The sequence below is a fragment of the Undibacterium sp. Di27W genome (assembly GCF_049340345.1).
Lineage (GTDB): Bacteria > Pseudomonadota > Gammaproteobacteria > Burkholderiales > Burkholderiaceae_D > Undibacterium.
This window is the reverse complement of sequence record NZ_JBMPOS010000001.1, coordinates 935,638-949,245: the sequence shown is the minus strand read 5'-3', so window position 1 is coordinate 949,245 and position 13,608 is coordinate 935,638. Positions and strand designations below refer to the sequence as shown.

The 13,608-nt window shown below is 49.4% G+C and carries 10 protein-coding genes; 7 read left to right on the top strand and 3 right to left on the bottom strand.

Going from position 1 to position 13,608, the window contains the following annotated elements:
* Window positions 1-70 precede the first annotated feature (70 nt).
* Entirely contained in the window at window positions 71-2,065 is a 1,995-nt protein-coding gene (acs, locus tag ACO0LF_RS04260) for an acetate--CoA ligase (protein ID WP_423012207.1), read from the bottom strand.
* A gap of 319 nt (window positions 2,066-2,384) precedes the next feature.
* On the opposite strand from acs, the gene ACO0LF_RS04255 reads away from it, so the two are divergent.
* From ACO0LF_RS04255 to ACO0LF_RS04225, 7 genes are all read left to right on the top strand, one after another.
* Window positions 2,385-2,984, top strand: a complete 600-nt coding sequence (locus tag ACO0LF_RS04255) for a YqhA family protein (RefSeq protein WP_423012205.1) — start codon at window positions 2,385-2,387, stop codon at window positions 2,982-2,984.
* 60 nt (window positions 2,985-3,044) lie between these two features.
* Complete coding sequence (locus tag ACO0LF_RS04250) at window positions 3,045-4,568, top strand: fumarate hydratase (protein ID WP_423012203.1); 1,524 nt, start codon at window positions 3,045-3,047, stop codon at window positions 4,566-4,568.
* A 54-nt stretch (window positions 4,569-4,622) separates the two neighbouring features.
* On the top strand, window positions 4,623-5,468 hold the full coding sequence (gene murI, locus ACO0LF_RS04245) for a glutamate racemase (protein WP_423012201.1): 846 nt from the start codon (window positions 4,623-4,625) through the stop codon (window positions 5,466-5,468).
* A 140-nt stretch (window positions 5,469-5,608) separates the two neighbouring features.
* Window positions 5,609-6,268, top strand: coding sequence for a MarR family winged helix-turn-helix transcriptional regulator (locus tag ACO0LF_RS04240; RefSeq protein WP_423012199.1), 660 nt, complete (start codon window positions 5,609-5,611; stop codon window positions 6,266-6,268).
* 203 nt (window positions 6,269-6,471) lie between these two features.
* Entirely contained in the window at window positions 6,472-7,242 is a 771-nt protein-coding gene (locus ACO0LF_RS04235) for a hypothetical protein (protein WP_423012197.1), read from the top strand.
* 22 nt (window positions 7,243-7,264) lie between these two features.
* Window positions 7,265-7,816 carry a carboxymuconolactone decarboxylase family protein gene (locus tag ACO0LF_RS04230; protein WP_423012195.1) on the top strand — a complete coding sequence of 184 codons (552 nt, stop codon included), beginning with the start codon at window positions 7,265-7,267 and terminating at the stop codon, window positions 7,814-7,816.
* 62 nt (window positions 7,817-7,878) lie between these two features.
* Window positions 7,879-8,436, top strand: coding sequence for a redoxin domain-containing protein (locus ACO0LF_RS04225; protein ID WP_423012193.1), 558 nt, complete (start codon window positions 7,879-7,881; stop codon window positions 8,434-8,436).
* A 230-nt stretch (window positions 8,437-8,666) separates the two neighbouring features.
* Here the strand turns inward: ACO0LF_RS04225 and ACO0LF_RS04220 are convergent, their stop codons facing one another.
* Complete coding sequence (locus ACO0LF_RS04220) at window positions 8,667-9,860, bottom strand: aromatic amino acid transaminase (RefSeq protein ID WP_423012191.1); 1,194 nt, start codon at window positions 9,858-9,860, stop codon at window positions 8,667-8,669.
* 257 nt (window positions 9,861-10,117) lie between these two features.
* A complete protein-coding gene (locus tag ACO0LF_RS04215) occupies window positions 10,118-13,390 on the bottom strand; it encodes an amidohydrolase family protein (protein WP_423012189.1) in 3,273 nt (1,090 codons plus the stop codon).
* Window positions 13,391-13,608: the final 218 nt, after the last annotated feature.

Genomic DNA, 13,608 nt, shown 5'->3' with positions numbered 1-13,608 from the left:
AAAATGGCGCTGCAAATTTGCAGCGCCATTTTTGTTTATGACAAGATGATGTTGAGCCAGCTTACTGGGCTTACTGGGCTTGTTTCAGTTGCTCCAGGATAGCTGGATTTTCCAGCGTAGAAACGTCCTGGGTGATTTCTTCACCTTTTGCCAATACGCGCAACAAACGGCGCATGATTTTACCTGAGCGCGTTTTCGGCAAATTGTCACCGAAACGGATTTCTTTTGGCTTGGCAATGGGTCCAATTTCTTTGGCAACCCAGTTACGCAATTCAGTCGCGATTTTTTTGGCATCATCACCAGTCGGGCGCGCGCCTTTCAGCACAACAAAAGCACAAATTGCCTCACCCGTGGTCTCGTCCGGCTTGCCAACTACAGCAGCCTCCGCCACCAACGGGTTGGCAACCAAAGCTGATTCAATTTCCATGGTACCCATACGATGACCAGACACGTTCAATACGTCATCGATACGACCAGTAATCGTGAAATAGCCGGTGTCCTTGTTGCGGATTGCACCGTCACCTGCCAAATAGACTCTACCGCCAAACTCATCCGGGAAATAACTCTTCTTGAAACGCTCAGGATCACCCCAGATAGTGCGTATCATGGAAGGCCATGGGCGCTTCACTACCAGAATACCGCCCTGACCATTTGGCAAATCATGTCCAGTCTCATCTACTATGGCCGCCATAATACCTGGCAGAGGGAGAGTGCAAGAGCCCGGTACCAGTGGTGTCGCTCCTGGCAAAGGCGTCATCATATGACCGCCAGTTTCTGTCTGCCAGAAAGTATCTACCACTGGGCAATTGCCACGGCCGATATTATTGTAGTACCACATCCAGGCTTCAGGATTGATAGGCTCACCCACAGAACCCAGCAGGCGCAATGAGGATAAATCAAATTTATTGGGATGAATATTGGCATCACCATCTGCCGCCTTGATGAGCGAACGTATCGCTGTTGGCGCAGTATAGAAAATAGTAGCCTTGTGTTTTTCTATCATGCTCCAGAAACGTCCCGCATTCGGGAAAGTTGGCACACCTTCAAAGACAATCTCTGTTGCACCAACTGCTAATGGACCGTAAGTAATATAAGTGTGGCCAGTCACCCAGCCTATGTCAGCGGTACACCAGAACACGTCTGCCGGTTTAATATCAAACGTCCATTTCATCGTCAAAATGGCCCACAACAAATAACCACCCGAGGAATGCTGCACGCCTTTTGGTTTGCCGGTAGAGCCAGACGTATACAGGATAAATAAAGGATGTTCAGCACTAACCCACTCAGGCTCACACTCTGCCGACTGTGTCGCAACCAGCTCATGCAGCCAGATATCACGACCGACTGTGAGATTGATATTGCCGCCAGTGCGTTTATAGATAATGACACTTTTTACTTTGTCACAATCCCCCAGGGCCAGGGCTTCATCCACGATATTTTTCAAAGGCAGATGCTTGCCACCACGGACCTGCTCGTCTGCAGTGATGACGGCTACCGCGCCCACATCAACAATACGTTCCTGCAAAGATTTTGCCGAGAAACCACCGAACACCACAGAATGTGTTGCGCCTATACGTGCGCAAGCCTGCATGGCCACTACACCCTCAACCGACATGGGCATGTAAATAACTACGCGATCCCCTTTGCTGATGCCGAGAGATTTCAGACCATTGGCAAACTGACAGACTTTTGCATGCAATTCCTGATAAGTCACTTTGGTGACTTCACCACCGTCTGCCTCAAATATCACGGCGACTTTATCACCATTGCCTTTTTGCAGATTTACATCCAGACAGTTGTAAGAGACATTTAGCAAACCATCTTCAAACCATTTATATAGAGGAGCAGTAGACTCATCCAGCGCCGTGCTGAAATCTTTATGCCAATGCAGGTTTTCACGGGCCAGGCGCGCCCAAAAACCTTCATAGTCCTGCTCTGCCTCATTGCACAAGGCTTGGTAGGCCTCCATGCTGGGGATGGCAGCATTGGCAGCAAATGCGGCAGGAGGATAAAAAATGCGGGATTCTGTTTTGGCTTCTGTTTGCGCAGTATTGTGGTCAGACATGTTATCTCCAGCTTGTTATCGTTTGATTGAAATCGTCGCTTCTGTCGTACATGGACAAAGTACCTGGCCTTCACCATGTCTCTTACAGTCCCATCAAAAACCAGCATCATGCCTGTCTCTGACAGTCAAACTCAGGGCAAACCTTAAACTTGGAGACTTACTCAAGCCTTACGGTTGCACTTTGATAAAATGATACCACAAAGATACCATTGCATCACCACTACATACCTAGGTATCTGTCTCACCTACACGAGCAGGCCTCGCCCATGTAAAATATGGGCTTGCGTTAAAAACCACCCTTTCATCAACGATTGCCGACATGACCAAACCCGTTTCTTCAGCCAAACTATCACCCCTTGCCAGCCTGATCTTCTTTAGCCGCTGGCTGCAATTACCACTTTATCTCGGTTTAATACTTGCGCAATGCGTTTATGTATTTCACTTCTGGGTGGAGCTGACAGATTTGATAGGTGCGGCAATGGGCAACGAAGCAGCCCTGAAGCACATCATTGATGCAGTTTCTACAGGTGCCGTCAGACCAACAAAACTGACGGAAACCACCATCATGCTGGTTGTGCTGGGCCTGATAGACGTCGTCATGATTTCCAACCTGCTCATCATGGTCATCATTGGCGGTTACGAAACTTTTGTGTCACGCCTCGGGCTTGATGGCCACCCTGACCAGCCTGAATGGCTCTCGCATGTCAATGCATCAGTCCTCAAGGTCAAGCTGGCTATGGCGATCATCGGCATTTCATCGATACATTTGCTCAAGACCTTCATCAACGCAGGTAACTATGATGCAGGTACCATCATTGCACAGACTTGCATACATATCGTCTTTTTAGCGTCCGCCTTGGCGATTGCCTATTGCGATCAAATCATGACCAAGACTGCACAATCTGCCAACGACCATTAATTTGAACAGACCATTTATCTTTTTACCATTTAGTTTTATTACCTAGCCAAGAGCCAAATCATGACAGTCATCAAGCAAGACGATCTGATCGAGTCAGTAGCCGCCGCACTGCAATACATCAGTTACTATCATCCAGCCGACTATATCGCCCATCTGGCACGCGCTTATGAAACCGAGCAAAGCCCGGCAGCAAAAGATGCGATTGCACAAATCCTGACCAACTCGCGCATGTGCGCCGAAGGCCGCCGTCCGATTTGCCAGGACACAGGTATCGTCAATGTATTCCTGAAGATAGGCATGGGCGTGCGCTTTGAAGGCTTTAGCGGCTCGATCATTGATGCAGTCAATGAAGGTGTGCGTCGCGGCTATAACGACCCCGACAATAAACTGCGCGCTTCTATCGTTGCCGACCCTCACTTCGAGCGTAAAAACACCAAGGACAACACTCCTGCTGTAGTGCACATGGAGCTGGTGCCTGGCGATACAGTCGATGTCAAAGTGGCGGCCAAGGGCGGCGGTTCCGAGAATAAAACCAAGTTCGTCATGTTGAACCCTTCTGACTCTTTGATAGACTGGGTCATGAAAACCGTACCGACCATGGGCGCTGGCTGGTGCCCACCAGGCATGCTGGGCATAGGTATAGGCGGTACTGCAGAAAAAGCCATGCTGATGGCGAAAGAATCCCTGATGGATGACATCGACATGTATGAACTCAAGCAACGCGGTCCGCAAAACAAGACTGAAGAATTGCGCATAGAACTGTGCGACAAGATCAATGCACTGGGGATAGGCGCACAAGGTCTGGGTGGCTTGACGACAGTACTCGACGTCAAGATCAATATGTACCCTACCCATGCGGCATCCAAGCCTGTTGCCATGATCCCTAATTGCGCGGCGACCCGTCATGCGCATTTTGTGCTCGATGGTTCTGGCCCCAGCTATATAGAACCACCAAAACTGTCTGACTGGCCAGATGTAAGCTGGGCACCCGACACAGAAAAATCCAAGCGCATCGATCTGAACACCCTGACCAAGGAAGAAGTCGCGTCCTGGAAGCCGGGCCAGACCTTGCTCTTAAATGGCAAAATGCTGACTGGCCGTGATGCAGCCCACAAACGCATTCAGGACATGCTGGCCAAGGGCGAGTCATTGCCGGTCGATTTCACCAACCGCGTGATTTACTACGTAGGCCCGGTTGATCCTGTGCGTGATGAAGCAGTTGGCCCGGCTGGCCCGACTACCGCTACCCGCATGGATAAATTTACCGACATGATGCTAGAAAAAACCGGCCTGATCTCGATGATAGGCAAGGCAGAACGCGGCCCAGTCGCCATAGAATCCATACGCAAACACCAGTCTGCATACTTGATGGCTGTAGGCGGCGCAGCTTACCTGGTTTCCAAGGCCATCAAATCAGCTACGGTCGTTGGTTTTGCTGATCTCGGTATGGAAGCGATTTATGAGTTTGATGTCGTCGATATGCCAGTCACGGTGGCGGTTGATTCCAGTGGTACATCGGTACACAATACCGGCCCCAAAGAATGGCAGGCGAAGATAGGTATTATTCCTGTCAGCGCATCCTGATCGCATCCTGACTATTGCTGAATTTTACTGACAGAAACAGGAATTAATACCCCAATGGCATCAAAGGAATTTGCACGCTCCGCTCCAATTGGAGTATTTGATTCTGGTCTTGGTGGTCTGTCAGTATTGCAGCATATACGCCAAACTCTGCCACATGAAGCATTGCTGTATGTGGCAGATTCAGGTTTTGCACCTTATGGTGACAAAACCAGTGCAGAAATTCTGGAACGCAGTATCGCCGTCGCAGATTTTTTGTTGAGCAAAAAAATCAAGGTCCTGGTAGTTGCCTGCAATACAGCTACTGCTGCGGCAATCAAACATCTGCGACTGCATTATCCAGACCTCATCATTGTTGGTATGGAACCGGGTTTGAAACCGGCAAGCCTGCTCAGCAAAACAAAAAAAGTCGGCGTACTGGCTACCCTCTCTACATTACAAAGCGAAAAGTATCAGCGCTTAAGCACAAAGTTAAGTACGGAGACCGGAGTGGAATTTATTCCACAAGCCTGCGTAGGCCTGGTCGATCAAATAGAAAAAGCCGAAGCAAATGCAGAGCAGACCAGGCTCTTACTGGAAAAATATCTGAACCCTTTGCTAGCCGCAAAAATAGATACATTGGTACTAGGCTGCACCCATTATCCTTTTGTAGCCAAGCTCATACAGGAACTCATATCTGCGCATATTCCGGAAGGTGAACCCATCAAACTCATTGATACAGGAAAAGCCGTTGCATCCCAAATACAACGTTTGCTCATTGAGCGCGATCTGAAAACCAGCAACAGCGATATTCCCCGCATTAATGCTTACACCAACGGCAATCCAGAAAAGCTGAAACACGCCTGCATCCAGTGGATTAACATCCCAGAAGAAAAATTAAGTGTCTCTACCTTCAACACCTGATTTGAGCATCAGCCTTACCCGTTTATGATGGCTCTGGCAAAACCCGCTTTATAGACGCAGGCAAATCCAGATAAATCAAAGCACAAACAATTTAATTAGGACTCCTTTACATATTCATTTTCTTGCGCCATAATACTTGCATGAAAAAGCCAGCCAAGCATCCATGGGAAGAAACTCCAGCAACCAGTGAACGCATACTCGATGCTATCGCCAGAATTGCAGGCGTCTTGCGCTCTGGCACCTGGCAATTCGCTACTTCTGAAGGTTTGAATCCCACCCAAGTCGATATCATAGATATGCTGGCGGCACGCAAGGATGCTGTCAGGCTGTCATGGATAGCCGAGCAATTGGGCGTCAGCACCGCCAGTGCCAGTGATTCTGTCAGTTCATTGACTGCCAAGGGGCTGGTAGAAAAGACCCGTGCATCAGACGATGGCCGGGCCATCGCTTTGAGACTTACTGCTGACGGCCATACCCTGGTCAAAAAAATATCTGGTGCAACCGGGTTTGCCAGCGAGGCTATCGCGCAATTGTCACCTGCAGCACAAGAGCAAACTTTTACCAGTCTGTTGAACCTGATAGGCAAATTGCAGCAAGCCGAGCATTTCCCTGATATACGCGCCTGCGTCACATGTGCCCACTTCATGCCAGACAGGCACGACGATTTGTTGGCGCCCCACCACTGCGCCCTGGTAGATGCCCCTTTACGCAAAGAGCAATTACGCCTCGATTGTCCTGAACATCAACAAACAGCAAGTAACATCATTCGCAGCAACTGGAAAAAGATAGAAATGAAATAAGAATGAATAAGTGAGAATCGAACAGCTGAAATGAGTGAGCTAAGGCAGATTGCCTATTTTTTTACCCTATATAATTAGGATTCCTATTTATATAATTTGATGCTGTGGTTCTTGCATCGGATATGAGCAGTACACGCATCAGAAATTCGCCTGGCAATGCGTGGCAAAAAACAGAACCGTCATATGACATTTGAAAGATAAACATGAAACACAGATACAAAAAACTCTGCCTCAGTCTTGGTTTTGGTCTCAGCCTGACCATGGCCAGCACAACGCACTGGGCAGCAGCGCATGATCACGCACATCATGGTGGCATACAAACTGAAGCCAGCAGCAAGATCAAACCTGACTTTGATATTTTCCATACCAAGATTACCACTGAAGCTAATGTGGCAATTTTTCATATTGCTGTCTCTGGCAAGGCTGGCAAGACCAGGCCTGCCAAATCAGGCAAGCTGGCGGGCAGCTCTGTTTTCTCTTATGTCTGGCCAACTACGCTGGACCCATCCGTAGTGGGTTTCGAGCCCAAAAGCGGCATCCTGGCTTTTGTCGTTACCTCTCATCCTGACTTTGACGACACCCCGCTGTTTGATGAAAATGGCGATGGCAACCCCAATAATGATGGCGATGTCTGGCACTCGCACTGGGTAGTCTTGCAGCCCGACCAGGCTTGTGGCAAAGATGCGTTGAAGGTAGTTGATATTCCCGAGGGTAGCAAACCCCGCCTGCCCAAAACCTGGCCAGGCTTGCCAATACTTATAGACAGCCCGGGCTGGAGCCCCATATTCAAAGGCAAGACGCTGGAAGTGCGCGTGCCGTTTGATGATATTGCCAGCATTCAATCTGCCGGTTTCGATGGCGTCACTGCGGCCCTGCGTGTCAATGCCAGTGTCCATGCGCCACTGCTCTGCGTCACCAATGTTTTCAAAGTCGCCTCAGGCAATTTAAGCCTGCCAGGCAAAATCAATCAGTAAGTCAACTCCGAAAGGAATCACCATGTCCCATGTTCAACTCATCAATCTCAAAGAAACTTCTGGTACCCGTCATGCCATTTTGAATGACATCAATACTGCTTTTGGTGCCACACCAAATATGTTTCGCGCTGTTGCCAACTCCACCGCCGCCCTCGATAGCATGTGGTCTGCATTTGCGGCCCTGGGTAAGGGTGTCATCCCGGTAAAACTGGGAGAACAAATTGCAGTGGCAATCGCAAACCAAAATCAGTGTGAATACTGCCTCGCGGCACATACAGTTCTTGGACAAAAAGCGGGTGCCAGCAGTGCAGAAATGACGGCAGCCCAGGCTGGCAATTCGCATGATGCGAAAACTGATGCCGTATTGAAATTTGTCTTGAAAGTAGTCAGCCAGCGTGCGCAAATCAGCAAAGATGACGTGGAAACATTGCGATCACATGGCTATGACGATGAACATGTCGTAGAAATCATGGCACATATTGCCCTCAACCTGTACACCAACTATATCAATGTCGCGCTGGATGTCCCGGTGGACTTTCCCAAAATCAAACTGAATACCATCAGTAAAAATTAATCTGGCTTTTTCTGGGTGCGGCTGGCGCCGCACTCAATTCAAATGAAAATGAGGAAATGACAATGTCTTTAATCAATAGCATCGCACCAGAGCTCATCACTACAGACTGGCTTAATACTGATACAGCCATCGACTTGCATTCTTTATGCGGCAAAGTCGTATTTCTGCATAGCTTTCAAATGCTATGCCCTTCCTGTGTTACGCATGGCTTACCACAGGCAAGCGCGGTAAGAAATGCATTTTCGCAGCAAGAACTTGCGGTGATAGGATTACACACTGTATTTGAACATCATCAGGTGATGGGCAAAGCAGCCTTACAGGCCTTTATTCATGAATACCGCTTAAGTTTCCCCATAGCTATCGACATGCCAGACCCACACAGTGGAATACCTTTGAGCATGCAGAAATATGGCTTACGTGGCACACCCAGTATCTTGCTGATAGACAAAAAAGGTCGTATCAGATTTCATCACTTTGGCCACATTGATGACCTTAAACTGGGTTATATACTAGGTCAACTGATAGCAGAAACACATGCTACAGAAAAGCCTGTTACTTCAGATATAAAACAAACTGAAGAGGCCAATGGATGCAATGAGTTTTCATGTAACAGGCCTTAGAACCTCAGCCTTAAATCAGGCCCATCAATTCAAATTAAAATTGCGGCATCCTGGATTTTCCAGATTATGGCTGGGATGACCCGGCGATGTGCCTGGGGTGTCTATCATCCAAGGCGCTGCTTGCGCTCGCATAAGCTCATTGGAACATGCTGCATGAATTGCTATCGGTGACTACTATAGGGATGTAAATAAAAATCCCCTATTTTGCAAAAACAGGGGATCTATATAAATTAAGCCAGAACAGCAGCAATCGCACTAGCAGTTGCTTCTACATTTCCGGTATTCAAACCCGCAACGCACATACGGCCAGAACGCACCAGATAGACGCCGAACTCTTCCTTCAAACGATCACATTGTTCAGCAGTCAGACCTGTGTAGCTGAACATGCCGCGCTGTGTCAGGAAATAACTGAAATCACGGCCTGGCAATTTTGCACTCAGCACATCATGCAATTTACGGCGCATCAATTGGATACGGTCACGCATGGCGACCACTTCTGCTTCCCACATAGGGCGCAACTCAGGATCACTCAATACACGGGCTACCAACTGGCCGCCATGCAAAGGTGGATTGGAGTAGTTGCGACGGATAGTTGCCTTCATCTGACCCAGTACATTCACTGCCTGTGCAGCATCTGGGCAAACCACGCTCAGGGCACCGCAACGTTCGCCATACAGGCTCATGCTCTTGGAGAAGGAGTTGGCAACGAAGAAGCTCAAACCCTGGTCAGCCAGCAGGCGCACAGCATAGGCATCTTCTACGATACCATCGCCATAACCCTGGTAAGCCAGGTCGAGGAAGGCGATCAGTTCACGCTCTTTCAATACTGGCACCAGTTGTTGCCATTGCTCTTGCGTCAGGTCTACGCCAGTAGGATTGTGGCAGCAGGCGTGCAACAGGACGATGCTCTTCTTTTCTGCAGCTTTCAATGCTTCTATCATGGCGTCAAATCGCAAGCCACCAGTTGCCGCATCATAGTAAGGATAGGTTTTGACAGTCAGGCCACAACCTTCAAACACAGCCTTGTGGTTATCCCAGGTAGGATCGCTGAGCAGCATGGTCGATGTTGGGAAATAACGTTTGATAAAATCGCCGCCTACCTTCAGACCACCGCTGGAGCCGACAGACTGTATAGTCACGACACGGCCAGCCTTGACGGCTGCGCTGTCTGCACCAAACAAGAGTTCCTGCACCGCGGTGCGGAAATTTGCTGCACCTTCCATAGGCAAATAAGGACGTGCACCTGCATCTGCCACGACCTTGTGTTCTGCTGCACGTACGGATGGCAGCATGGGAATCTTGCCAGCATCGTCAAAATAAATACCAATAGACAAATTGATCTTGTTGGTGCGCGGGTCTTTACCAAAGGCCTCGTTCAAAGACAAGATAGGATCGCCAGGATAGGCTTCGACGTGCTGAAACATGATAGAACTCCAGATGGTTGGACATAGAATCAAAGCTGCAAGGCCAAGGCAATCAATAATATTAATGCAACATTAAATGCGCCCAGCTTATGCGTCAGACCTCTATTGTGACACATGCCATCGGCAATTTAGGATACAGGCAGGCAAAATCGCAGGAACAAACTGTATGCTTGTCCTACGAAAGATGTAAAAAATGCAGCTATTTTTTGATCAATAGCTGCATTTTTTTTTGATTCAAAGCTTATTCCAGATAAATATCAATGCCCGTGCGCATGCGCCTCTCCTTCCACAGGCATCTCCCCACCATTTTTACCCTCAAAAAAGAAAGCCTTACGCGCTTTTTTGGTTTTACCTACTTCATTCAAGGTACCAGCTTCATACAGACGCCCATTCAGCATGACGTGGCTGAGTTTGTCTGATTGCTCAATGTTTTTGAGTACGTCACCATCAATAATCATCAAATCAGCCAGCTTACCGACTTCCAGAGAACCTATGTCTTTATCCATGCCCAGATAGCGTGCGCCGTTAATGGTACCACTGCGTATCGCTTCCATGGGCGTCATGCCGCCTTTGACCAGCATCCACAATTCCCAGTGCGCTGCCAGACCTTCACGCTGACCATGTGCACCCAGGTTAACGGGAACACCAGCGCGTTGCAAGGCTGTTGCCGCTTGCGCTACCTTGATCACATTGAAGTCCTCTTCCGGCGCGGTTTCACGCCTGACACTGCGTGGCTCCAATACCGAACGCGGCACATATTTACTCAACAACGGATGTTTCCAGACATCGGTGCGGGCATACCAATAGTGTTCGCCATCGAGGCCGCCGTAGGCAACACCCAGGGTCGGCGTATAACCAACTTGGGTCTGCGACCACAGTTGCTTGACATCGTCATAAACTTTCTCAACTGGCAAGGCATGCTCCACACCAGTATGGCCATCGACCACCATGCTCATATTGGTCTGGAACAGAGAACCACCTTCAGGCACCACCATCATTTGCGTCTGGCGTGCCGCTTCCAGAATTTGCTGTCGTTGTTCGCGCCTTGGCTGGTTGTAGCTCTTGACCGATATAGCACCTGCTGCCTTGAGTCGTTTCAGATGCGTCAAGGCGTCATCGAGATTATTCACGATGGCGGCGAAATTACCTTTGGCACCGTAGAGTATGGTGCCGGTAGAGTAAATGCGTGGTCCCAGCACTTGCCCTGTTCTTTGCAATTCGCTTTGTGTGAATATCTCACCAGTATCGTTCGATGGATCGTGGATAGTCGTCACACCAAAAGCCAGAGATGCATAATTAACCCAGCTTTGTTGCGGGATGATGCCGCTCTCACCCATGGCGCCATGCCAGTGCACATCAACCAGGCCCGGCAAGATGGTTTTGCCTTTGGCGTCGATCTGGGTTGCGCCTGCAGGTATGGCCACATCCGCAGATTTGCCGACACTGACAATGCGGTTATCCTTGACGACGATACGGCCATCTTCTATGACTTCTTCGCCTTTCATAGTGACGATTCTGGCGCCAGATATGACTGTATAGCCATTCGGTTTATCAGCCACCTGACGGAAGCCTATCTTTTGGCCCTGCTCTACCGGCTTAGGTAATTCAGCAGGTGCGCCCGGCACGAAAGCAAAAGTCTCTTTCAAATCACGGCTAAATAATTCATCACCGAGTGAGAAATTGATGCGTTTGCTGTCGCCAGACCAGTGCAGGTATTGACCGGCATTCACATCCAGTTGCTTGACTGGCAGGGCATCCATTTTCTGCCCTATGGTGACTGCCTTGCCAGCCAGGGGCAATGGCGTCACATAAGCATGGTAGCGCTCACCAAAAGCCAGCCATTCGCCATCTGGCGAAATCGCAAATTCACCAGCAAATTCACTTTTTGCGACTGGCTGCTCAGGCTGTCCATCCAGAGGTAGGCGTACCAGTGAAGTAGTCCAGTCAACTTCGCCTGTGTACTGGGTACGTGTGACATACACCGCCTGCCCATCCTTGCCAAATTGCGGCGAACCACCCTCTTCCGTCAACAGACGCGGCTCGGATTTGCCGTCTGCATTCGCCAGGAACACACCCGTTTCCATGCCATACCAGGGCGTAGTCAGGTAACCGCCCTTGGCTTTGACATAGGCGACCTGCTTACCATCAGGTGAAAAACGCGCCTGTAAATATTTGCCCGGTGCTTTGGTGACGATGATCTCCTTGCCGCTGGCAAGTTCCACTGTTCTGACTGCACCCAGTTTTTCATCATTCCAGCTACTAAACACCACGGATTTACCATCGCGTGAAAAGCTGGGGAAGAATTCAAAATGCGTGTTTTGCGTGGTCAGGCGATGAGGCGTGCCGTTTGGCAGGTCTTTGACATAGATATGTCCTAGCGCCGAGTAGACAACTTTATCCCCGTGCGGCGCGACATTCACCCAGCGCAACTGATGGACATCAAACTGATCAGGCGCAACCTCTTGCGGGAAGCGCAAGGCACTGCGCACCTCCCTGGTGTCTTGTACATGAAAAGGAATATCCACTGCCTTGTGGCTAAATGGGTCGAGACGCCATAGCTTACCCTTGGCCCAGACAACGATCTCTTTGCTGCCCGGCATCCAGGCAAAGGCTGGATACACGCCTTGTATGGCCCAGGCTTCCTGCATGTCGCGCTCCAGCTCTGACCAGGCTGCTGTTTCTTCACCTGTTTGCAAATTTTTCAGGAACAAGGCAGACTGATTGCGGATGCGGCGCACGAAGGCCAGGTATTTGCCATCTGGCGAAGGTACTGGACGTACTGCGCCACCAGGGCCACTGACAAGTGCCTTGACCTTGCCATCTTGCAGGTCACGGCGGAAAATCTGGTAAATCTGTCCGTTGGAATTTTTGTTGTATTCAAAGGACGTACCCGGCGTTGTGTCTTGCGAATAATAAACATAGCGGCCATCTGGCGAGAATGCCGGCTCACCCAGGTCTTTTTGCCAGTTGGGCTTTTCATTCAATTGCACACCTGTGCCACCACTCTGATGATACAGCCAGATTTCACCTGAACCCAATGAACGGGTGCCGGTATAGTGCTTGCGGGCGGCGATATACTGACCATTCGGATGCCAGACGGGATTATTCAAAAGCCGGAAATCTTCTTTGCTGACAGCATGAGCATTGCTGCCATCGGTATTCATGACCCAGACATTGTCACCGCCGCCGGCGTCAGACATATAGGCAATCTGCTTGCCATCCGGCGAAAAACGCGCCTGCATTTCCCAGGCGATGGAGTGTGTCAGAGCCTTTGCTTCGCCACCAGCTATGGGTAGCGTATATAAGTCGCCGAGCAAATCAAATACCAGTTGCTGGCCATCGGGGCTGACATCCACGCTCATCCAGGTGCCAGTACGGGTGTCAATATTGACTGTCTTGCTTTCGCCGGGTGGATGATTGACATCCCACTTCTTTTTCTCAGCATCCGGTTTGGTGACTGGCTCAGCAGCCAGCGCTGGCAAGCACAGCATGACAGCCCAGGCCAAAGGCAATAGTTTTGACACACGCATACACTCTCCCTTGATAATTTTTATTTAATTCACAACACTTCAACAATACTCATGATTTTGCTATGACTTCGAGCGAGCGATAATATATCAAGAGGATATCAAGAAGCTCAAATGAGATACGTAAGGTCAGTAAAAGTTCCTGTTTGCATCAAGTCATGAACATATTTGCGGAGATTGCAACACCGTATCGCTCTTAAACCGCCAAGCAGGCTGGCATA